The organism is Frateuria sp. GZRR35, from assembly GCF_051900415.1.
Classification (GTDB): Bacteria; Pseudomonadota; Gammaproteobacteria; order Xanthomonadales; family Rhodanobacteraceae; genus Frateuria_A.
Genome location: NZ_JBHZGL010000009.1, coordinates 34,208 through 55,963, shown reverse-complemented (window position 1 = coordinate 55,963; position 21,756 = coordinate 34,208). Strand labels below are relative to the sequence as shown.

17 protein-coding genes and 1 tRNA gene are annotated in these 21,756 nt (G+C 66.1%); all 18 read left to right on the top strand.

What is annotated here, in order from left to right; translation table 11 throughout:
- Window positions 1-1,326 (top strand): NADH-quinone oxidoreductase subunit NuoF, encoded by a 1,326-nt coding sequence (gene nuoF, locus ACFWZ3_RS11750; RefSeq protein WP_439707917.1) that lies wholly within the window; start codon window positions 1-3, stop codon window positions 1,324-1,326.
- A complete protein-coding gene (nuoG, locus tag ACFWZ3_RS11745; RefSeq protein ID WP_439707916.1) occupies window positions 1,326-3,656 on the top strand; it encodes an NADH-quinone oxidoreductase subunit NuoG in 2,331 nt (776 codons plus the stop codon). The genes nuoF and nuoG overlap by 1 nt, the downstream gene beginning before the upstream one ends.
- 3 nt (window positions 3,657-3,659) lie before the next feature.
- Window positions 3,660-4,712 (top strand): NADH-quinone oxidoreductase subunit NuoH, encoded by a 1,053-nt coding sequence (gene nuoH, locus ACFWZ3_RS11740; RefSeq protein WP_439707915.1) that lies wholly within the window; start codon window positions 3,660-3,662, stop codon window positions 4,710-4,712.
- An 8-nt stretch (window positions 4,713-4,720) separates the two neighbouring features.
- Window positions 4,721-5,212, top strand: coding sequence for an NADH-quinone oxidoreductase subunit NuoI (nuoI, locus tag ACFWZ3_RS11735; RefSeq protein WP_439707914.1), 492 nt, complete (start codon window positions 4,721-4,723; stop codon window positions 5,210-5,212).
- A gap of 11 nt (window positions 5,213-5,223) precedes the next feature.
- Window positions 5,224-5,871, top strand: a complete 648-nt coding sequence (locus ACFWZ3_RS11730) for an NADH-quinone oxidoreductase subunit J (protein WP_439707913.1) — start codon at window positions 5,224-5,226, stop codon at window positions 5,869-5,871.
- Window positions 5,868-6,173: an NADH-quinone oxidoreductase subunit NuoK gene (nuoK, locus tag ACFWZ3_RS11725; RefSeq protein ID WP_209614757.1), complete on the top strand. Its 306-nt coding sequence runs from the start codon at window positions 5,868-5,870 to the stop codon at window positions 6,171-6,173. Before ACFWZ3_RS11730 ends, nuoK begins: the two co-directional genes overlap by 4 nt.
- A 4-nt stretch (window positions 6,174-6,177) precedes the next feature.
- Window positions 6,178-8,283 carry an NADH-quinone oxidoreductase subunit L gene (nuoL, locus tag ACFWZ3_RS11720; protein ID WP_439707912.1) on the top strand — a complete coding sequence of 702 codons (2,106 nt, stop codon included), beginning with the start codon at window positions 6,178-6,180 and terminating at the stop codon, window positions 8,281-8,283.
- A gap of 13 nt (window positions 8,284-8,296) precedes the next feature.
- Window positions 8,297-9,805 carry an NADH-quinone oxidoreductase subunit M gene (locus tag ACFWZ3_RS11715; protein WP_439707911.1) on the top strand — a complete coding sequence of 503 codons (1,509 nt, stop codon included), beginning with the start codon at window positions 8,297-8,299 and terminating at the stop codon, window positions 9,803-9,805.
- A 16-nt stretch (window positions 9,806-9,821) separates the two neighbouring features.
- Window positions 9,822-11,261, top strand: coding sequence for an NADH-quinone oxidoreductase subunit NuoN (gene nuoN / locus ACFWZ3_RS11710; RefSeq protein WP_439707910.1), 1,440 nt, complete (start codon window positions 9,822-9,824; stop codon window positions 11,259-11,261).
- A 137-nt stretch (window positions 11,262-11,398) separates the two neighbouring features.
- Window positions 11,399-11,475 (top strand) — tRNA-Met (locus ACFWZ3_RS11705).
- A 191-nt stretch (window positions 11,476-11,666) separates the two neighbouring features.
- Window positions 11,667-12,197, top strand: coding sequence for a ribosome maturation factor RimP (gene rimP / locus ACFWZ3_RS11700; RefSeq protein ID WP_439707909.1), 531 nt, complete (start codon window positions 11,667-11,669; stop codon window positions 12,195-12,197).
- A gap of 100 nt (window positions 12,198-12,297) precedes the next feature.
- Window positions 12,298-13,797, top strand: a complete 1,500-nt coding sequence (gene nusA, locus ACFWZ3_RS11695; protein ID WP_439707908.1) for a transcription termination factor NusA — start codon at window positions 12,298-12,300, stop codon at window positions 13,795-13,797.
- A gap of 130 nt (window positions 13,798-13,927) precedes the next feature.
- Window positions 13,928-16,675, top strand: coding sequence for a translation initiation factor IF-2 (infB, locus tag ACFWZ3_RS11690; protein ID WP_439707907.1), 2,748 nt, complete (start codon window positions 13,928-13,930; stop codon window positions 16,673-16,675).
- Window positions 16,676-16,817: 142 nt separating this feature from the next.
- Window positions 16,818-17,198 carry a 30S ribosome-binding factor RbfA gene (rbfA, locus tag ACFWZ3_RS11685; protein ID WP_439707906.1) on the top strand — a complete coding sequence of 127 codons (381 nt, stop codon included), beginning with the start codon at window positions 16,818-16,820 and terminating at the stop codon, window positions 17,196-17,198.
- Window positions 17,179-18,135 carry a tRNA pseudouridine(55) synthase TruB gene (gene truB, locus ACFWZ3_RS11680; RefSeq protein WP_439707905.1) on the top strand — a complete coding sequence of 319 codons (957 nt, stop codon included), beginning with the start codon at window positions 17,179-17,181 and terminating at the stop codon, window positions 18,133-18,135. The genes rbfA and truB overlap by 20 nt, the downstream gene beginning before the upstream one ends.
- A gap of 216 nt (window positions 18,136-18,351) precedes the next feature.
- Window positions 18,352-18,621, top strand: a complete 270-nt coding sequence (gene rpsO, locus ACFWZ3_RS11675) for a 30S ribosomal protein S15 (RefSeq protein ID WP_439701830.1) — start codon at window positions 18,352-18,354, stop codon at window positions 18,619-18,621.
- An 18-nt stretch (window positions 18,622-18,639) separates the two neighbouring features.
- Window positions 18,640-20,745, top strand: a complete 2,106-nt coding sequence (gene pnp / locus ACFWZ3_RS11670) for a polyribonucleotide nucleotidyltransferase (protein WP_439707904.1) — start codon at window positions 18,640-18,642, stop codon at window positions 20,743-20,745.
- Window positions 20,746-20,918: 173 nt separating this feature from the next.
- Window positions 20,919-21,752: a poly(R)-hydroxyalkanoic acid synthase subunit PhaE gene (locus ACFWZ3_RS11665; protein WP_439707903.1), complete on the top strand. Its 834-nt coding sequence runs from the start codon at window positions 20,919-20,921 to the stop codon at window positions 21,750-21,752.
- The last annotated feature ends 4 nt before the right edge of the window (window positions 21,753-21,756 follow it).

The window sequence follows — 21,756 nt, the reverse complement described above, 5'->3', positions numbered from 1 at the left end:
ATGGCTAGCAGCAACGGTCCGGTCGGACCCGCACCGCAAGACCACCAGGTCGTCTACACCACGCTGCACTTCGACACGCCGTGGTCGATGGACAGCTACGAGAAGGTCGACGGCTACAAGGCGTGGCGCAAGATTCTCGCCGAGAAGCCCGATCCCGCCAGCTTGATCGACGAGGTCAAGAAGTCGAGCCTGCGCGGCCGCGGCGGCGCGGGCTTTCCGACGGGCCTGAAGTGGTCGTTCATGCCCAAGGGCACGATGCAGAAGTACATCCTCTGCAACTCGGACGAATCCGAGCCCGGCACGGCCAAGGACCGCGACATCCTGCGCTACAACCCGCACGCGGTCATCGAAGGCCTGGCGATCGCCTGCTACTGCACCGGCTCGACCGTCGCCTACAACTACCTGCGCGGTGAGTTCCACCACGAGCCGTACGAGCATTTCGAGGCGGCGCTGAAGGAAGCCTACGCGGCCGGCCTGCTGGGCAAGAACGTCGGCGGCAGCGGCATCGACGTGGACATCTACACGGCGCTCGGCGCCGGCGCCTACATCTGCGGCGAAGAAACCGCGCTGATGGAGTCGCTGGAAGGCAAGAAGGGCCAGCCGCGCTTCAAACCGCCGTTCCCGGCGAACTTCGGTCTGTACGGCAAGCCGACCACGATCAACAACACCGAGACCTATGCGTCGGTGCCGGCGATCCTGCGCAACGGCGCCGACTGGTTCCTGAACCTCGGCAAGCCCAACAACGGTGGCCCAAAGATCTTCTCGGTCTCCGGCCACGTGAACAACCCGGGCAACTTCGAGATCCGCCTTGGTACGCCGTTCAAGGACCTGCTGGCGATGGCCGGCGGCGTGCGCAATGGCCACCAGTTGAAGGCGGTGATCCCGGGCGGCTCCTCGATGAAGGTGCTGCCGGCCGCGACCATGCTCGAGTGCACGATGGACTACGACAGTCTGCAGAAGGCCGGTTCGGGTCTGGGCTCGGGCGCCGTCATCGTGATGGACGACACCACCTGCATGGTGCGCGCCTGCCACCGCATCTCGCGCTTCTACATGGCCGAGTCCTGCGGCCAGTGCACGCCGTGCCGCGAAGGCACCGGCTGGATGTATCGCGTGCTCGACCGCATCGTCGCGGGCAAGGGCACCGAGGACGACCTGCATCGTCTCAAGGCCGTGGCCGGCCAGATCGAGGGTCACACCATCTGCGCCTTCGGCGAAGCCGCCGCCTGGCCGGTGCAGGGCTTCCTGCACCATTTCTGGAACGAGTTCGAATACTTCGTCGAGCACGGTCGCTCGATGACCGACGACAAGCTTGGAGTCGCCGCCTGATGAGCGCGCAGCCGACCACCACCGCGCCGGACCTGATCAATATCGAGGTCGACGGCAAGCCCACGCAGATCCGCAAGGGCGCGATGATCATCGAGGCCGCCGATGCGATCGGCGTGTCGATCCCGCGTTTCTGCTACCACCGCAAGCTCCCGATCGCCGCCAACTGCCGGATGTGCCTGGTCGACGTGGAGATGGGCGGCAAGCTGATGCCCAAGCCGCAGCCGGCCTGCGCCACCCCGGTGGCCGAAGGCATGAAGGTGATGACGCGCTCGGACAAGGCGCTGAAGTTCCAGAAGGACGTGATGGAATTCCTTCTGATCAACCACCCGCTGGACTGCCCGATCTGCGACCAGGGCGGCGAGTGCGAGCTGCAGGACGTGGCGCTGGGCTACGGCCGCAGCGTGTCGCGCTACACCGAGCGCAAGCGCACCATCGCCGACGAGAACATCGGGCCGTTGGTCGCCACCGAGATGACCCGCTGCATCCAGTGCACGCGCTGCGTGCGCTTTACCAGCGAGATCGCCGGCACCTACGAGCTCGGCGGCATGAACCGCGGCGAGAATCTGCAGATCGGTACGTACATCGGCAAGACCGTCGAGACCGAGCTCTCGGGCAACATCATCGACGTCTGCCCGGTCGGCGCGCTGACCAACAAGCCGTTCCAGTTCCAGGCGCGCGCCTGGGAGCTGATCGCGCGTCCGTCGATCGCCTACCACGATGCGCTGGGCTCCAACCTGTGGCTGCACACGCGCCGCGGCGAAGTGCTGCGCACCGTGCCGCGCGATAACGAGGCGGTCAACGAGTGCTGGCTGTCCGACCGTGACCGCTTCAGTTACCAGGGCCTGTACGCCGCCGACCGCGTGCACGCGCCGCAGATCAAGCGCAACGGCCAGTGGCAGCAAGCCAGCTGGGAAGAGGCGCTGTCGGTCGCTGCCGAGGCGCTGAAGTCCGTGCCGGGCAGCGACATGGGCATCCTGGCCTCGCCTGCCACCACCAACGAGGAAGGCGACCTGCTGGTGCGCCTGGCCCGCGGGCTGGGCAGCGCGCACGTCGACCATCGCCTGCGCCAGCTGGACCTGTCCGACCGCCCGGTCGCGGCCCGCTTCGAAGTCCCGGTCGCCGAAGTCAGCCAGGTCACCGGCGCACTGCTGGTGGGTTCGGACCTGCGCTACGAAATGCCGCTGCTCAACCATCGCCTGCACCAGGCGGTCAAGCGCGGCGCCAAGGTGTACACGGTCAACCCGGCCCGCTTCGGCTTCAACTACGCGCTGGCCGGCGAGGCGATCGTGTCACCGGCCGCATTGGTCGACGCGCTGCTGGCGCTGGCCAAGGCCGCGGTCGCCGGCGGTGCCGCCGCGCCAGCCGCGCTGGCCGACGCCATCAACGGTGCCCGGCACGACGAGGGCGACCGCGAGGCGATCGCCGTGCTCAAGGCGGGCAAGGCGGTGGTGATCCTCGGTGAGGCGGCAGCCACGCACCCGCAGGCCTCGTGGCTGCGTGCCGTGGCGCGCTTCATCGCCCAGGCGACCGGCGCCGGCTACAACGAACTCCCGGTCGGCGCCAACGCGCTGGGCCTGGGGCAGGGCGGCGTGCTGCCGGGCAACGGCGGCCTCGATGCGCAGGCGATGCTCGCCCAGCCGCGCAAGGGCTACGTGCTCTACGGCGTCGAGCCGCCGCACGACTTCGCCGACGGCGCCAAGGCGCTGGCGGCGCTGTGCGGGGCACAGGCGGTGGTGGCGTTCAGCGCCTACGCCAGTGACGCGCTGCGCGAGGTGGCCAACGTCATCCTGCCGATCGCGCTGCTGCCGGAAACCGACGGTACGCTGGTCAACGTGGACGGCCTGGCGCAGAGCGCGCTGGCCGGCGCCAAGGCGCCCGGCGAGGCGCGCGCGGGCTGGAAGGTACTGCGCGCGCTCGGCGGCATGCTGCAACTGGGTGGCTTCGAGTTCGACGACCTTGCCGGCCTGCGCGAGGGCATCACCGAACGTCCGGTGCCGTCGCACGCCACGTCCCTGGCCCCGCGCCAGGCTGGGGCAGGCGGCCTGGTGCGTCTGGCGACCTGGCCGATCTACCGCGGCGACGCCGTGCTGCGCCGCGCCACCGCGCTCAACGCGCATCCGATCAACCGGCCGGCCGCCGTGCGCATGAACGCCAACGACGCCATGCATCAAGGCCTGACCGCCGGCGCGCAGGTACGCATCGCCGACGCGCTGCTGCCGGTGGCGATCGACGCGTCCGTGCCCGACGGTGCGGTATGGATCGAGGCCGCACACGACCTGACCGCCACGCTGCCGCCTTATGGCGCGGCCATCACCTTGAGCAAGGCGTAACCCATGGGCGAACAACTCCTCAACGAGCTGGTCTGGCCGGTCGTCTACATCCTGTGCATCGCGGTGCCGCTGATCCTGGCGGTGGCCATGTTCGTGTACTGGGAGCGCAAGGTCATTGGCTGGATGCACGTGCGCATGGGACCGAACAAGATCGGCCCGTTCGGCATCCTGCAGGCGTTCGCAGACGTGGTGAAGCTGCTGATCAAGGAAGTGATTCTTCCCTCCAGCGCCAACCGCTTCCTCTATTACCTCGCGCCGCTGCTGGCACTGGTGCCGGCGTTCGCCGCGTGGGCGGTGGTGCCGTTCGACGACCGGATGGTGCTGGCCAACGTCAACGCGGGCCTCTTGTATCTGCTGGCGATGACCTCGCTGGGCGTGTACGGCATCATCCTGGCCGGCTGGGCGTCCAACTCGCGCTACGCGCTCCTCGGTGCCATGCGCTCGGCTGCGCAGGTGATTTCCTACGAGCTCGCCATGGGCTTGTCGCTGGTCTGCGTGCTGGTGCTGGCCGGCTCGTTAAACCTGACCGACATCGTGCACGCGCAGGCGGGCGGCAAGGGCCTGTTCGACTGGTTCTGGCTGCCGCTGCTGCCGGTGTTCATCGTCTACTTCATCTCCGGCGTGGCCGAGACCAACCGCGCGCCGTTCGACGTGGCCGAGGGTGAATCGGAAATCGTCGCGGGCTTCCACGTGGAGTATTCGGGCTCGGCCTTCGCGATCTTCTTCCTGGCCGAGTACGCCAACATGATCCTGGTGAGCTTCCTCGCCTCGATCTTCTTCCTGGGGGGCTGGCTCAGCCCGCTGCAGGGCTGGGTCACGGCGGACGTCTCGCCGTGGGTCAACTGGATCTGGACCGGCAGCGTCATCTGGCTGCTGATCAAGGCCTTCCTGATGTCCTTCCTGTTCCTGTGGTTCCGCGCGACGTTCCCGCGCTACCGCTACGACCAGATCATGCGGCTGGGCTGGAAGGTGTTCATTCCCATCACGATCGTGTGGGTCCTCGTGGCCGGCTGCATGAAGTACTTCGGCTTAGTTCTGGTCGGCACGGGGGCATAAGGCATTCCATGAACCGCATTACCGACTACTTCAAGAGCCTGCTGCTCATCGAGCTGCTCAAGGGCATGGCGCTGACCCTGCGCTACATGTTCAAGCCCAAGTACACCGTACGCTTTCCGATGGAACACATCCCTCGGTCGAACCGCTTCCGCGGCCTGCACGCGCTGCGCCGCTACGCCAACGGCGAAGAGCGCTGCATCGCCTGCAAGCTGTGCGAGGCGGTGTGCCCGGCGCTGGCGATCACCATCGACTCGGCCCCGCGTGAAAGCGACGGCCAGCGCCGCACCACGCGTTACGACATCGACCTGTTCAAGTGCATCTTCTGCGGCTTCTGCGAAGAGAGCTGCCCGGTCGACTCCATCGTCGAAACCTCGGTGATGGAGTACCACTTCGAACAGCGTGGCCAGAACGTGGTAACCAAGGCGCAGCTGCTCGCCATCGGCGACCGCTTCGAGCCGGAAATCGCCGCGGCCCGCGCGCAAGACGCCGCGTACCGCTAAAGGCCACCGACATGATCGATACCAATCTGCTCCAACTGATCTGTTTCTACGGCTTCGCCGCCGTCACCGTGGGCGCCGCACTGGCGGTGATCAGCCTGAAGAACTCGGTGCACGCGGTGCTCTCGCTGGTGCTGGCCTTCTTCAGCACCGCCTGCATCTGGCTGCTGGCCGAGGCCGAGTTCCTGGCCATCGCGCTGATCGTGGTGTACGTGGGTGCGGTGATGGTGCTGTTCCTGTTCGTCGTGATGATGCTCGACATCAAGATGGAGCAGGTGCGCGAAGGCTTCATCCGCTACCTGCCAGTGGGCATCATCGTCGCGTTGGTCATGCTGGCGGAGATGCTGGCGCTGATCGGCGTGCGCGCGATGCACGCGCACGTGATGGGTGCCGACCCGGCCGCCGCCGCGGGCCTGTCCAACACCGCCTGGCTGGGCGGGGCGCTGTACACCCAGTACCTGCTGCCGTTCGAGATTGCCGCACTGATCCTGACCGTGGGCGTGGTGGTGGCCGTGGCGCTGACCTTGCGCCAGCGCGGCGACAAGAAGCACGAGTCCGCTAGCGAGCAGGTGCGCGTCAATCCGCGTGACCGTATCCGCGTGGTCAAGATGGCGCCCTCGCGCCCGGATGAACCGACCGCCTCGCAGGAGCCGCTGCAATGATCACCCTGTCGCATTTCATCGTGCTGGGCGCGGTGCTGTTCTGCATCGCCGTGGCCGGCCTGTTCATCAACCGCAAGAACGTGATCGTGCTGCTGATGGCGATCGAGCTGATGCTGCTTGCGGTGAACATGAACTTCGTGGCGTTCTCGCGCTTCCTTGGCGACGTGGGCGGCCAGGTGTTCGTGTTCTTCATCCTTACCGTCGCGGCCGCCGAGTCCGCGATCGGCCTGGCGATCCTGGTGCTGCTGTTCCGCAACCGCAGCACGGTCAATGTCGCCGAAATCGACTCGATGAAGGGCTGAGCCGATGCAACTTTCGACCTCCATCCTGCTGATCATTGCGCTGGCGCCGCTGGTGGGTTGCCTGCTTGCCGGCTTCCTCGGCAAGCAGATCGGCCGTGCCGGCGCGCACAGCGTGACCATCCTCGGTCTGCTGATCTCCTGCGTGCTGTCGTTCTACGTGCTCTACCAGATCACCGCCGGCGGTGCGCCGTCCTACAACCAGGACATCTACACCTGGTTCGAGATCGGCCGCCTGCACGTCAGCGTCGGCTTCATGGTCGACCGCCTCACCGCCATGATGATGGTGGTGGTGACCTTCGTGTCGCTGCTCGTACACGTCTACACCATCGGCTACATGGCCGACGACCCGGGCTACCAGCGTTTCTTCAGCTACATCTCGTTGTTCACCTTCGCGATGTTGATGCTCGTGATGAGCAACAACTTCATGCAGCTGTTCTTCGGCTGGGAAGGCGTGGGCCTGGTGTCCTACCTGCTGATCGGCTTCTGGTACAAGCGCCCGACCGCGATCTTCGCCAACCTGAAGGCGTTCCTGGTCAACCGCGTGGGCGACTTCGGCTTTCTGCTGGGCATTGCCGCGGTGCTGTACTTCCTGGGCACGCTCGACTACGCCACGGCGTTCGCCAGTGCGCCCAGCCTGATCGGCAAGACGCTGGCGGTGACCGCCAACACCCATTGGGATGCGGCCACGGTGATCTGCGTGCTGCTGTTCGTGGGCGCGATGGGCAAGTCCGCCCAGGTGCCGCTGCACGTGTGGCTGCCCGATTCGATGGAAGGCCCGACCCCGATCTCCGCGCTGATCCACGCGGCGACGATGGTGACCGCGGGCATCTTCATGGTCGCGCGCATGTCGCCGTTCTTCGAGCTGTCCGAGGGCGCGCTCAGCTTCGTGATGGTGATTGGCGCCACCGGCGCCCTGTTCACCGGCCTGATCGGCATCGTGCAGAACGACATCAAGCGGGTCGTGGCGTATTCCACGCTGTCGCAGCTGGGTTACATGACCGTGGCGCTGGGCGTCTCGGCCTATGCCGGCGCGGTGTTCCACCTGATGACCCATGCCTTCTTCAAGGCGCTGCTGTTCCTTGGTGCCGGCTCGGTGATCATCGCGATGCACCACGAGCAGGACATGCGCTACATGGGCGGCCTGCGCAAGTACATGCCGATCACGTGGATCACCATGTGGATCGGTTCACTGGCGCTGGTGGCGATCCCGTTCACCTCGGGCTTCTACTCCAAGGACGCCATCATCGAGGCGGTTGGCGAGTCGCATCGCTGGGGTTCGGGCTACGCCTACGTGTGCGTGCTGATCGGCGCATTCGTCACCGCGCTGTACACCTTCCGCCAGATGTACCTGACCTTCCACGGCAAGGAACGCTTCGTGGTGGTGGGCCATCACGGCCATGCGCATGATGCGCACGCCGTCCACAGCGACGCGCATGCCCACGACGGCCACGCCGACGAACACCACGCGCCTTCGGACGATCCACATCACGCACACAAGCCGGGTGAGCTGGAACATGCGCCGCACGAGTCGCCCTGGGTGGTGACGCTGCCGCTGATCCTGCTGGCGATCCCGTCGCTGTTAGTGGGCTTTTTCACGATCGGCCCGATGCTGTTCGGCGACTGGTTCGGCCAGGCCATCCACGTGGAAGAGGCCAACAACGTGCTCGGCGAACTCGGTCACGAGTTCCATGGCGCGGCGGCCATGGCGCTGCATGGGTTCGCCAGCTGGCCGTTCGCGCTGGTCGCGCTGGCCTTCGTGATCACGACGTACATCTACCTGTTCAACCCGGCCATGGCTGGCAAGATCAAGAACGTCCTCAAGCCGCTGTGGACCGTGCTGGACCGCAAATACTGGGTCGACGACGTCTACTTCGCGATCTTCGCCCGCGGTGGCGTGGCGCTCGGCCGGCTGTTCTGGAAGGCGGGCGACGCGGCAGTGATCGACGGCGCGATGGTCAACGGCTCGGCCGGGCTGGTGCAGCGCATTGCCGGCGGCGTGCGTCGCCTGCAATCGGGTTACCTCTACCACTACGCCTTCGCGATGATTCTCGGCCTGATCCTGCTGCTGGGCGGGTTCTGGGTCTTCGGGTCCGGGCAGATCGGGCAATAAGGAAGCACGCTCCATGTTCAATCACTTGCTCAGCCTGCTGATCTGGCTCCCCATCGTCGGCGCGATCCCGGTGCTGCTGGCCGGCTCGGCCCGACCGGGCCTGGCGCGCTGGATCTCGCTGCTGGTGGCGGTGCTGGCCTTCGTGGCCAGCCTGTTCCTGCTGCCGGCCTACAACGCGGCCGACAGCGCCATGCAGCTGACCGAAAGCCACGTCTGGATCGCCTCGCTCGGCGTGCACTACGGCCTGGCCGTGGACGGCATTTCGGTGGCGCTGATCCTGCTCACCACCTTCGTCACGATCCTTGTCATCGTCGGCGCCTGGGAGGTAATCCAGGACAAGCCGCACCAGTACATGGCCGCCATGCTGGTGCTCGAGGGCCTGATGATCGGCGTGTTCTGCGCCACCGACGCCTTGCTGTTCTACGTGTTCTTCGAGGCGATGCTGATCCCGATGTTCATCCTGATCGGCATCTGGGGTGGCCCGCGGCGCGTCTACGCCACGCTCAAGTTCTTCATCTACACGTTCCTCGGCTCGATCTTCATGCTGATCGGGCTGATCTACCTGTACCTGAAGGCAGGCACCTTCGACTTGCACACGCTGGCGATGCTGCCCCTGACGATGAAGGAGCAGACCTGGCTGTTCTTCGCCTTCCTGATTGCGTTCGCCGTCAAGGTGCCGATGGTCCCGGTACACACCTGGCTGCCGGACGCCCACGTGGAGGCACCGACCGGCGGCTCGGTGGTGCTGGCGGCGGTGATGCTGAAGATCGGCGGATACGGCTTCCTTCGCTTCACGCTGCCGATCGTGCCGGATGCCTCCGAGCACTTCGCCTGGCTGATCATCGTGCTCAGCCTGATCGCGGTGGTCTACATCGGCTACGTGGCGCTGGTGCAGGACGACATGAAGAAGCTGGTGGCGTACTCGTCCGTGGCGCACATGGGCTTCGTGACATTGGGCATCTTCATCGCCTTCATGCTGGTGCGCGACGCCAATAACCTCGATGCCGCCAAGCTGGGCATGCAGGGCGCGATGGTGCAGATGATCTCGCACGGCTTCGTTTCCGGCGCGATGTTCTCCTGCATCGGCGTGATGTACGACCGCCTGCACACGCGCCAGATCAAGGACTACGGCGGCGTGATCAACGTGATGCCGTGGTTCGGCTTTTTCTACGTGCTGTTCGCCATGGCCAACTCCGGCCTGCCGGGCACCAGCGGCTTCGTCGGCGAATTCATGGTCGTGCTGGCGAGCTTCAGCGCCAACCCGTGGATCGCGCTGTTCGCAGCCTTCACCCTGATCATCGGCGCGGCCTACACGTTGTGGATGGTCAAGCGCGTGCTGTGGGGCGACATCACCAACCCGCACGTGCGCGAGATGAAGGAAATCAACGGCCGCGAGACGTTCGTGCTGGCCGCTTTTGCCCTTGCCGTGCTGGCGCTGGGCATCTGGCCGCAGCCGCTGATCCACCTGATGGACGCTTCGGTGTCCCAGTTGGTCCAGCAGCTCGCCGTTCACAAGATCTAAGCGGGATCACACGCTAATGCCGAATCTCAACGACATCATGATCATGCTGCCGGAGTTCTATCTGGTGGCGGCGGCGTGCCTCCTGTTGCTGCTGGACGCCTGGATGAAGCCCGAGCAGCGCAACATCCTGCACTGGGTTTCGATCCTGGTTGTGCTGGTGGGCATCTACCTGGTGGTGGCGGGCCAGCCGGACGTGGCGGTGACCGCCTTCGGCGGCATGTTCGTGCGCGACCAGGCCGCCGAGATCCTCAAGGTCTTCGCGCTGCTGTGCACGGGGCTGATCTTCGTGTTCTCGCGCCCGTACATGCAGGACCGCAAGCTGTTCCAGGGCGAGTTCTACACGCTGATGATCTTCGCCACCATCGGCGCCATGCTGCTGGTGTCGGCCGGCAACCTGGTGATGATCTACCTGGGGCTGGAACTGCTGACGCTGTGCTCGTACGGCCTGGTGGCGCTCAACCGCGACTCGCAGCTTTCCTCCGAGGCAGCGATCAAGTACTTCGTGCTGGGTGCGTTGTCCTCGGGCATGTTGCTGTACGGCATGTCGATGGTCTACGGCGCCACCGGCACGCTGGCGCTGGCGCAGCTGCACGGCGCGGTGGTGCACGCGGGCATGTCCAACCTGATGGTGTTCGGCCTGATCTTCATGATCGTCGGCATCAGCTTCAAGCTGGGCGTGGCGCCGTTCCACATGTGGATCCCGGACGTCTACCAGGGCGCGCCGACCTCGGTCACCACGTTCGTCGCCTCGACCTCGAAGATCGCCGCCTTCGGCATGGCCTATCGCCTGCTCGAGTCGGGCATGGGCGGCATGGCGGGGCAGTGGCAGATGATGCTGGCCGTGCTGGCAGTCGTCTCGCTGGCGATCGGCAACCTGGTCGCCATCGTGCAGACCAACTTGAAGCGCCTGCTGGCCTATTCGACCATCTCGCACATGGGCTTCCTGCTGCTGGGCCTGGTCAACGCCGGTCCCGAGGGCTACGCGGCGGCGATGTTCTACGCCATCTGCTACGCGCTGATGAGCACCGCGGCCTTCGGCGTGATCCTGGCGCTGGCGCGTGCCGGTTTCGAGTGCGAGGAGATCGACGATTTCAAGGGCCTCAACCAGCGTTCGCCGTGGATGGCGTTCCTGATGATGCTGGCGATGTTCTCGCTGGCGGGCGTGCCGCCGCTGTTCGGCTTCTTTGCCAAGTTGCTGGTGCTCAAGGCGGCGATCGACGCGGGCATGATGTGGCTGGCGCTCGTCGGCGTGGTGTTCGCCATCATCGGCCTGTACTACTACCTGCGCGTGGTCAAGGTCATGTACTTCGACAAGCCGGCCGAGGGTCTGGAAGTGCGCCCGCAGGCGGACGGCGTGCTGCGCACGGTGCTGTCGCTCAACGCATTGGTGCTGCTGGCGCTGGGCCTGTACTGGGGTCCGCTGCTGGGCTGGTGCCGCGCGGCGTTCGCCAGCTGATCGTCATAGGAGCGCACCCTGTGCGCGACCGTCATGCACCCGTTCGCGGAACAGGAGCGCTTCTACAAAATTGTCCGTGATTGGTGTCAAAAAGCTTGCAAGAAATCGGCCATGCCGCTATAGTTTGCGGACTCTGATGCGGGGTGGAGCAGTCTGGCAGCTCGTCGGGCTCATAACCCGAAGGTCGCAGGTTCGAATCCTGCCCCCGCTACCAGATCTTTCTTAGAACAAGAAAGCCTCCTCGTGAGGCTTTTTTGTTGGGCGCAAGGATGCGTCGCAGTGTTCGTAACGCTAAGGTGTCCGATGCGCTGCCGGAAAGAGCCTGGACGAGTCGGCACATCGTCGAGGTGGAGGAATGGGCCGCATGCGCCCATTTTTTGTTTCTGGAGCACACGAACGACGACTATGGATACACAGGCACTGGCACAACGCTTCACCGACGTCCTGGCCGATCTGGGCCTGGAATGCCTCGGTGTGGAATTCTCCCCGTCGCAGGGGCAGAGTACGCTGCGCGTTTATCTGGACGTGCTGGACCACGCCGAGGGTCGCGAGGTCACGCTGGACGATTGCGAGGCGGCCAGTCGCGAGCTGTCGGCGATGCTGGACGTCGACGATCCGATCCCGGGTCATTACGTGCTCGAAGTGTCCTCGCCGGGGATCGACCGCCCGCTGTTCACCGCGGCGCAGTTCGGCAAGGTCATCGGACAGGAAGTGAAGGTGCTGCTCAAGGCGCCGATCGAGGGCCGCCGCCGCCTGCGCGGGAAGCTGGCCGCGGTCGATGGCGACAAGCTGACCTTCGAGGCCGAGGGCAAGACGTTCGAATTCGACCACGCCGACGTGGAAAGCGCGCGGGTGGTGCCGGACTGGGCAGCGCTCGGCTACGTGCCGCAGCCCAAGCCGGGTGGCAAAAAATCTGCAAAGAAGACCGGCGAATAAGCACCAGCGAAGCCGGAAGAAATTTGAGAGTGCGGCCATGGAAGGCCGCTTCTTGATCCTCGCGGCCATGGATGGACGCACAAATACCGAGGTTGCTGCAATGAGCAAAGAACTGTTGCTGGTCGTCGATGCGGTCGCCAATGAAAAGGGCGTGCCGCGCGAGGTGATCTTCGAGGCGATGGAGGCCGCGCTGGCTTCGGCGGCGAAGAAGCGCTATCCGGAAGAGGATCCGGATATCCGCGTGGCGATCGACCGCCAGAGCGGCGACTACGAGACCTTCCGCCGCTGGGAAGTCATCGCCGACGACGGCGAGATGGAATCGCCGTTCCACCAGCTGCGCCTGATGGACGCGCTGGACGAAAAGGACGATTCCCAGGTCGGCGACTACATCGAGCAGCAGATCGAGAACGCCGAATTCGGCCGCATCGCCGCGCAGGCCGCCAAGCAGGTGATCGTGCAGCGCGTGCGCGAGGCCGAGCGCCAGCAGGTGGTCGACGCCTACAAGGATCGCATCGGCGAGCTGATCACCGGCATCGTCAAGCGCGTCGAGCGCGGCAACGTCTACCTGGACCTGGGCGGCAACGCCGAGGCCTTCATCCCGCGCGACAGGACCATTCCGCGCGAGTCGGCGCGCGTCGGCGACCGCGTGCGCGGCTACCTCTACGAGGTGCGCTCGGAAGTGCGCGGGCCGCAGCTGTTCGTTTCGCGCGCCGCGCCGGAATTCATGATCGAGCTGTTCAAGCTCGAGGTGCCGGAAGTGGGCCAGGGCCTGGTCGAGATCAAGGGCTGCGCCCGCGATCCGGGCGACCGCGCCAAGATCGCGGTGATCGCGCACGACGCGCGCACCGATCCCATCGGTGCCTGCATCGGCATGCGCGGTTCGCGCGTGCAGGCGGTATCGAACGAGCTCAACGGCGAGCGCGTCGACATCATCCTGTGGCACGACAACCAGGCGCAGTTCGTGATCAACGCGATGGCGCCGGCCGAAGTGCAGTCCATCATCATGGACGAGGAAAAGCACTCGATGGACATCGCGGTGGCCGAGGACAAGCTGTCCCAGGCGATCGGCCGCGGTGGCCAGAACGTGCGCCTGGCCAGCAAGCTGACCGGCTGGCAGCTCAACGTGATGACCCAGGATCAGGTCACCGCCAAGAGCGAATCCGAACAGCAGGCCGCGCGCCAGCTGTTCATGGACAAGCTGGAAGTGGACGAGGAGATCGCCAACATCCTGGTGCAGGAAGGCTTCTCCAGCGTCGAGGAAATCGCCTACGTGCCCAGCGCCGAGCTGCTGGCTGTCGAAGGTTTCGACGAAGATATCGTCGAGGAGCTTCGCGCCCGCGCCCGTGATGCGCTGCTCACCGAGGCGCTGGCCGTCGAAGAGGGCATTGCCGAGCCGACCGAGGAACTGCTCGGCCTGCCGGGCATGGACGAAGCCACCGCCTATGCGTTGGCTGCACGTGAAATCAGTACGGTGGACGACTTGGCCGACCTTGCGGTCGACGACCTGATCGACATCGAGGGCATGGACGAGGAGCGCGCCGCGGCATTGATCATGGCGGCCCGCGCACCGATGATCGAGCGACTGGAGAAGGGCGGCTAACCGCGGACGGCGGCGCCTTTGGAAGGGCGCGCCGAGGAGGACCTGCGGGTCTTCCACCATGGATGGAGGTGGACGTGCAGGCTTGGGGCCGCACGGACGATAAGCGCGGGAACGGCGGAGAAAGAACACGATGTCGGATGTAACGATCAAACAACTGGCCCAGGTGCTGGGCATGCCGGTCACCAAGCTGCTCGGGCAGCTGGGTGAGGCGGGCATGAATTTCTCCGATCCGGAGCAGGTCATCAGCAGCACCGAGAAGGTGAAACTGCTGGGTTTCCTGCGCCGCACGCACGGCAAGAGCGACGCCACCGCCGAGGTGGAGGACAGCGCCCCGCGCCAGATCACCCTCAAGCGCCGCAAGGTCAGCGAGCTCAAGGTTGCCACGCCGGGCGGGCGCGGTGCCGCCAGCAGCGCCAAGACGGTCAACGTGGAAGTGCGCGCCAAGCGCACCTACGTCAAGCGCAGCGTGATCGCCGAGGAAGCCAGTGCCGAGCCCGAGCGCGAGGAGGCCGCACGCAAGCTGGCCGAGTCGCAGCAGCAGCGCGAGCACGAGGAGCGTGAGCGCCTGGAGGCCGAACAGCGTCGCCAGGAAGAAGCCCTCCGTGCGCAGGAAGAACAGCAGCGCCAGGCCGAGGAGGCCCAGCGCGTAGCCGCCGAGCAGGCAGCAGCCACCGCGACGAGCGAGGCGGTAGAGGAGCCGGTGGCCGAAGCCGCCGAGGCGCCCGTGGCCGAACCGGCAAAGGCTCCCGCTTCGGCACCGGCACCGGCATCGTCCACCGGTGTGACCGATCACAGTGCGTTCGGCATGATCGTGCCGCGCATCCACGAACCGCGTAAGCGCGAGAAGAAGGTCGTTGTCGCAGCGCCGGCCCCCGCGCCGGCCCCGGCCCCCGCGCCGGCGGACAGCCGCGGCGCCAAGACCCGCTACGGTCGTGACCGTGACGAGGGCCCGGGGGGCAAGCGCTTCGCCGGCGGCGAACTGCACCTGTCCGATGCCGATCGCGCGCGCCGTTCCAGCAAGCGCGGCAAGCCGGGCAAGGGTGGAAGGGACGTGTCGCGGGGCGGTAGTGGCGCGGCTTCCGGTCCGCACGGGTTCTCCCGTCCGACGGCACCGGTCGTGCGCGAGGTTGCGGTTGGCGAGGCCAACGTCGTCGCCGATCTGGCGCAGAAGATGGCGGTCAAGGGTTCGGAAGTGGTCAAGGCGCTCTTCAAGATGGGCGTGATGGCCACCATCAACCAGACCATCGACCGCGACACCGCCACGCTGGTGGTCGAGGAGCTCGGCCATACCCCGGTCGAGGCGAACGAGAACAACGCCGAGGCCGCACTGGCCGCGCATACCCAGAATGCCGAGCTCGAGGGCGAGAAGTCCGCGCGGCCGCCGGTCGTCACCATCATGGGCCACGTCGACCACGGCAAGACCTCGCTGCTGGACTACATCCGTCGCACGAAGGTGGCGGCGGGCGAGGCCGGCGGCATCACGCAGCACATCGGCGCGTATCACGTGGATACGCCCAAGGGCGTGATCACCTTCCTCGACACCCCCGGCCACGCGGCGTTCACCGCCATGCGTGCCCGCGGCGCCCAGTCCACCGACATCGTGGTGCTGGTGGTGGCCGCCGACGACGGCGTCATGCCGCAGACGGCCGAGGCCGTGCAGCACGCGCGCGCCGCCAAGGTGCCGCTGATCGTGGCGCTCAACAAGATGGACAAGTCCGACGCCAATCCGGACCACGTCAAGCAGGGCCTGGGCAACCTGGAAGTCATCCCGGAAGAGTGGGGTGGTGACACGCCCTTCATCCCCGTGTCGGCCAAGACCGGCATGGGTATCGATGACCTGCTTGACGCGGTGTCGGTGCAGGCCGAGGTGATGGAACTCACCGCCGTGCACGATGGCCCCGCTACCGGCGTGGTGATCGAGTCCAGCCTGGACAAGGGTCGCGGTCCGGTCGCCACCGTGCTGGTGCAGCAGGGTACGTTGAAGCGTGGCGACTTCGTGGTCTGTGGCGTGGAATACGGTCGCATGCGCGCGCTGGTCGACGAGACCGGCAAGACCGTGCAGGAAGCCGGTCCGTCGATCCCGGTGCAGGTCCTGGGCCTCTCCGGCGTGCCGGAAGCCGGCGACGACTTTGTGGTGGTGGCTGACGAGCGCCTGGCGCGCGAGGTGGCGGCCGAGCGCCAGCAGAAGCGCCGCGAGACGCGCATGGTCAGCAAGGCCAACCGCCTCGAGGACATCATGGCGCAGATGGGCCAGGGCAACGAGCAGCAGACGCTCAACATCCTGGTCAAGGCCGACGTGCAGGGTTCGGTGCAGGCGCTGCGCGACTCGCTCAGCCAGATCGGCAACGAGAACGTGAAGGTCAACGTCATTGCCGCCGGCGTCGGTGGTATCACCGAGTCCGACGCAACGCTCGCGGCCGCGTCGAAGGCGCTGGTCATCGGCTTCAATGTCCGTGCCGACGCCTCTGCCCGCAAGGTGATCGACACTGCCGGCCTGGATGTCCGCTACTTCTCGATCATCTATGACGTGATCGACCAGGTGAAGCAGGCCGCTTCGGGTCTGCTGGGCATGGAAGTGCGCGAGGAAATCATCGGCATCGCACAGGTGCGCGAGGTCTTCCGCAGCTCCAAGTTCGGCGCGGTGGCCGGCTGCATGATCACCGAGGGCACGGTCAAGCGGAACAAGCCGATCCGCGTGCTGCGCGACAACACGGTGATCTTCCAGGGCGAACTGGAATCGCTGCGGCGCTTCAAGGAACTGGTCGACGAAGTGCGCAACGGCATGGAATGCGGTATCGCCGTGAAGCAGTACAACGACGTCAAGGTCGGCGACCAGATCGAATGCTTCGAGCGCATCGAAGTGGCCCGCACGCTGTAATTGCTCGAGCCCCTCTCCCCTCGGGAGAGGGGCTGGGGTGAGGGTTCGTGACTGCTTGGATTCCGCGCGTGCCCAAACCCTCATCCGCCCTTCGGGGCACCTTTTCCCGTGGGGAGAAGGGTTTTCCTCTTCGGAGTTTCTGATGCCCTCACGCGACTTCAAACGCACCGACCGCGTAGGCGCCGAGCTCCGCCGTGAGCTTGGCCTGCTGGTGCACGCTGCCGTGCGCGACCACGCGTTGCCTTCGGTCAGCGTGTCCGACGTCGAAGTCACCCGAGACCTCGACTTTGCCTCCGTATGGGTGACTGCCTTGCAGGCGGAGCGCGCCAAGGAAGCAGTCAAGGCGCTCAACGAACTGGCGATCGAGTTCCGTCGCACGCTCTCGCGCAGCATGCGCCTGCGGCGCGTGCCGGAGCTGCGCTTCAAGTACGACGATTCGGTCGACAAGAGCGAGCGGATCGAGCGTTTGCTGCGCGATTCGGGCGACATCCAGCCAAAGAGCGATGGCGAAAGCGAGTCGTAATCGGCGGGGTTCACGCCGGGACTCCGCCCCTCCATCTCGCGACCTGCACGGCATCCTGCTGCTCGACAAGCCGCTGGGGCTGAGCTCCAACCAGGCATTGCAGGCCGCGCGCCGGTTGCTGCGCGCCGCCAAGGGCGGCCACACGGGGGCGCTCGATCCGCTGGCGACCGGCCTGCTGCCGTTGTGTTTCGGCGAAGGCACCAAGATCGCCGGTATGTTGCTGGGCTCGCGCAAGGCGTATCTGGCCGAATGCCGACTGGGCCTCACGACGACCACGGCCGACCTGGAAGGCGAAGTCGTCCAAAAGCGGCCGGTGCCGGCGTTGGACGCGGCGATGATCGAACAGGCCCTGGCCACGCTGCGCGGGCGCATCACGCAGGTACCGCCGGCGTATTCGGCGCTCAAGCAGGGCGGCGAGCCGCTGTATGTGAAAGCCCGCCGCGGCGAAGCGGTGGACGTGCCGCCCCGCGAGGTCGAAATCCACCGCCTGGAGCTTTTGGCGCACGGGGGCGACCGATTGAAGCTCATGGTCGAATGCGGCTCGGGTACCTACATCCGCAGCCTGGCGGTGGACCTTGGCGAGCGACTCGGCTGCGGGGCGCACCTGACCTCGCTGCGCCGGATGTGGGTCGAGCCGTTCCGCGAGCCGACCATGATCACCCTTGCGGAACTGGAACAGGCCGCAGGGCAAGGCGAGGCGGCACTGGACCGGCTATTGCTGCCACTGTCGGCCGGCCTGGCAGACCTGCCGGTTCTTGCGCTGGATGCGTCCCAGGCGCTCGCCGTGGCGCAGGGCCAGCAGATTCCCTGGCCAGGCCGCCTGGACCTGGGCCGCAGTGCCGCCTTCGCACCCGATGGCCGCCTGCTGGCGTTGGTCGAGCCCGATTCGTCCGGGCGCATCCGCATCGTCCGCGGCTTCAACCTGCCCGGTCCCTGAGGCAGCCGGTCCGGCGTCCCGTAAGTCGGAGGCAGGGCCGCCCGGGACAGCTGCCCAAGAGGCGCCTTTGGGCGCTCTTGTTGCCGGACGCCCGCCCTCGCTACAATAGCTAGCTTGTTCCAGCGTTTTACATTCAACCGGCGGAGCTTGTGCAACCTCATCGGGTGGTGACGTTGCACAAGTTCCGCATCCGCATTTTCGAAGGAAGAGATACACATGTCCCTTACCGCAGAACAGACCGGCAAGATCATTGCTGAGTACGGCCGCGTGCCGAACGACACCGGTTCGCCGGAAGTCCAGGTGGCCCTGCTGTCCGCCCGCATCGATCACCTGACCGACCACTTCAAGGAACACAAGCAGGATCACCACTCGCGTCGTGGCCTGCTCAAGCTGGTCAACCAGCGCAAGCGCCTCCTTGGTTACCTCAAGGACCGCGACCTGGCTCGGTATCAGAGCCTCATCGAACGTCTCGGCCTCCGCCGTTAATCACTCGAGGAGACCAACGTGGCGAAAGTAACCAAGTCATTCCAGTACGGTAATCACGAAGTCACACTGGAGACGGGCGAAATCGCCCGCCAGGCATCCGGTGCGGTCATGGCCAGCATGGGCGGCACCGTGGTGCTGGTCACCGCCGTGGCCGCGGCCAAGCCGCGCGAGGGGCAGGACTTCTTCCCGCTCACCGTGGACTACGTCGAGAAGTTCTACTCGGCCGGCCGCATCCCGGGCGGCTTCTTCAAGCGCGAAGGCCGCCCGACCGAGAAGGAAACGCTCACCTCGCGCCTGATCGATCGCCCGGTCCGCCCGTTGTTCCCGGACGACTACAAGAACGAAGTGCAGGTCATCGCCCAGGTCGTTTCGCTGAACCCCGAGGTCGATGGCGACATCGTCGCGATGCTCGGCGCCTCCGCCGCGCTGTCGCTGGCCGGGATCCCGTTCAAGGGCCCGATCGGCGCCGCCCGCGTCGGCTACGTCAACGGCCAGTACGTGCTCAACCCGACGCACACCGAGCTGAAGACCTCTGACCTGGACCTGGTCGTCGCCGGTACCGCCGGTGCGGTGCTGATGGTCGAGTCCGAGGCCAAGCTGCTGTCCGAGGAAGTGATGCTCGGCGCGGTCGTGTTCGGCCACAAGCAGATGCAGGTCGCGATCAACGCGATCGCCGAGCTCGCCACCGAAGCGGCCAAGCCCGCCTCGACCTGGCAGGCGCCGGCGCGCAATGAGTCGCTGATCGCCGCCCTCAAGGGCGAGGTCGGCAACAAGCTGGAAGAAGCCTTCCAGGTGCGCGACAAGCTGCAGCGCCGCGATGCGATCTCCGCGATCAAGGCCGACGTGATGGAAGCCCTCAAGGGCCAGGCCGACGCCAATGGCTGGTCGAGTGCCGAGCTGTCGAAGGAATTCGGCGAGCTCGAGTACCGCACCATGCGCGACAGCGTGCTCAAGACAAAGGTGCGCATCGACGGCCGTCAGCTTGACGACGTCCGTCCGATTACCGTCCGCGTCGGCGTGCTGCCGCGCACCCACGGTTCGGCGCTGTTCACCCGCGGCGAAACGCAGGCGCTGGTCGTGGCCACGCTGGGCACCACCCGCGACGCGCAGATCATCGACGCGCCGGAAGGCGAGTCGAAGGATCCGTTCCTGTTCCACTACAACTTCCCGCCGTTCTCGGTGGGCGAGGCCGGCCGCTTCGGTGCGCCGAAGCGTCGCGAGATCGGCCACGGTCGCCTCGCCAAGCGTGGCGTGCAGGCGGTGAAGCCCTCGATCGAGGAATTCCCGTACGTGCTGCGCGTGGTCTCGGAGATCACCGAGTCGAACGGCTCCTCGTCGATGGCCTCGGTGTGCGGTTCCTCGCTGGCCATGATGGACGCCGGCGTGCCGCTCAAGGCGCCGGTGGCAGGCATCGCCATGGGCCTGGTCAAGGAAGGCGGCGACTTCGTGGTGCTGTCGGACATCCTGGGCGACGAGGACCACCTCGGCGACATGGACTTCAAGGTCGCCGGTAGCGCCGATGGCATCTCCGCGCTGCAGATGGACATCAAGATCGACGGCATCACCGAAGAGATCATGAAGGTGGCGCTGGAGCAGGCCAAGCGCGGCCGCCTGCACATCCTGGGCGAAATGGCCAAGGTCATCAGCACGCCGCGTTCGGAGATGAGCGAGTACGCCCCGCGCCTGCTCACCATCAAGATCCATCCGGACAAGATCCGCGAAGTCATCGGCAAGGGCGGCGCCACCATCCGCTCGATCACCGAAGAGACCGGCACCACGATCGACATCAGCGACGACGGCACCGTCATCATCGCCTCGGTCAACCGCCTGGCGGCCGACGAGGCCAAGAAGCGCATCGAGCAGATCGTCTCCGACGTCGAGCCGGGCCGCATCTACGAGGGCAAGGTCGCCAAGCTGATGGACTTCGGCGCGTTCGTGACGATCATGCCGGGCAAGGACGGTCTGGTGCACGTCTCGCAGATCTCCTCCGAGCGCGTCGAGAAGGTTTCCGACAAGCTCAAGGAAGGCGACATCGTGAAGGTCAAGGTGCTGGAAGTGGACAAGCAGGGCCGTATCCGCCTGTCGATGAAGGCCGTGGCCGAAGACGAAGCCGCCAACGGCTGATCGCCGCCGATCCGGTGAAATGAAAAGCGGGCCTGTCGGCCCGCTTTTTTTATGCGCGCATCAACCTCGGGCAGTGCGCCCGCTCTTCTACGAACGCAGCGGTCGCACGCGACGCGAGGCCGGTCGCCACACCGTTTTGCTACGATCCCCACGATTCCTCGCAAGGCATTCCCGTGACCGCCGCGAATAGCCCCTTCACCGACTTCGAAAGCCTGGGTCGCCAGGTCTGGGAGGCCTGGAGCCGCCATTGGCCCGGGCATGTCGCTCCGCCCGCCGCCGAGGCTGTGCCCGGCATGGACGGCCTCAAGGGTCACCTCGACTGGATGCAGCAGGTGGCCGCCGCCCTGACCGGGCAAGGTGCCCCGATGCCCCCGCCGGTCGCCCCTTTCGCCGGCTGGCGCATGCCCGGCGCTCCCACGCCGCCCGCCGGCCTCGACGCCTTGCGCGGCCTGCTCGACAGCCCCGCCTTCGGTTACACGCGGGAACAGCAGGCCCAGCAGCAGGCGCTCCTGCGCGCGTTGCTCGACCACCAGCAGGCGAGCGCGCGCTATCAGGAGTTGCTCGCCCGGGCGCAGGTGCAGGGCGCTGAGCGGATGCAGCGCAAGCTGGCCGAGCCCGGCTTCCAGGTCGATTCGCTCAAGGCCATGTACGACCTGTGGGTCGATGCGGTGGAAGAGGCCTATGCGGAGATCGCGTTGTCTGACGAGTTCCGCGACGCCTACGCGGCCCAGGGCAATACGCAGATGCGCGTGCGCCAACTGCAACGGCAGCAGGTGGAGCAATGGTGCCGCGAGGTCGGGCTGCCCACGCGCAGCGAGGTCGATACGCTCGGCCAACGGTTGCAGGAGCTGCGTCGCGAAGTGCGGCACCTGCAGGCGGCCGGAAGCGAGGCCAAGGCACGCCCGGCCGTAAAGACGCCCAAACGCACGACTGCCTCGAAGCCCTCATCCCGCGCCACGCCAGCCTCCAGGCCCACCACCCGCCGCGCACCGCGCAAGACGCGCTGAGACC

Coding starts and splice junctions, on each gene's coding strand:
- nuoF (WP_439707917.1), top strand. CDS start 1: ATGGCTAGCAGCAACGGTCCGGTCGGACCCGCACCGCAAGACCACCAG.
- nuoG (WP_439707916.1), top strand. CDS start 1,326: ATGAGCGCGCAGCCGACCACCACCGCGCCGGACCTGATCAATATCGAG.
- nuoH (WP_439707915.1), top strand. CDS start 3,660: ATGGGCGAACAACTCCTCAACGAGCTGGTCTGGCCGGTCGTCTACATC.
- nuoI (WP_439707914.1), top strand. CDS start 4,721: ATGAACCGCATTACCGACTACTTCAAGAGCCTGCTGCTCATCGAGCTG.
- ACFWZ3_RS11730 (WP_439707913.1), top strand. CDS start 5,224: ATGATCGATACCAATCTGCTCCAACTGATCTGTTTCTACGGCTTCGCC.
- nuoK (WP_209614757.1), top strand. CDS start 5,868: ATGATCACCCTGTCGCATTTCATCGTGCTGGGCGCGGTGCTGTTCTGC.
- nuoL (WP_439707912.1), top strand. CDS start 6,178: ATGCAACTTTCGACCTCCATCCTGCTGATCATTGCGCTGGCGCCGCTG.
- ACFWZ3_RS11715 (WP_439707911.1), top strand. CDS start 8,297: ATGTTCAATCACTTGCTCAGCCTGCTGATCTGGCTCCCCATCGTCGGC.
- nuoN (WP_439707910.1), top strand. CDS start 9,822: ATGCCGAATCTCAACGACATCATGATCATGCTGCCGGAGTTCTATCTG.
- rimP (WP_439707909.1), top strand. CDS start 11,667: ATGGATACACAGGCACTGGCACAACGCTTCACCGACGTCCTGGCCGAT.
- nusA (WP_439707908.1), top strand. CDS start 12,298: ATGAGCAAAGAACTGTTGCTGGTCGTCGATGCGGTCGCCAATGAAAAG.
- infB (WP_439707907.1), top strand. CDS start 13,928: ATGTCGGATGTAACGATCAAACAACTGGCCCAGGTGCTGGGCATGCCG.
- rbfA (WP_439707906.1), top strand. CDS start 16,818: ATGCCCTCACGCGACTTCAAACGCACCGACCGCGTAGGCGCCGAGCTC.
- truB (WP_439707905.1), top strand. CDS start 17,179: ATGGCGAAAGCGAGTCGTAATCGGCGGGGTTCACGCCGGGACTCCGCC.
- rpsO (WP_439701830.1), top strand. CDS start 18,352: ATGTCCCTTACCGCAGAACAGACCGGCAAGATCATTGCTGAGTACGGC.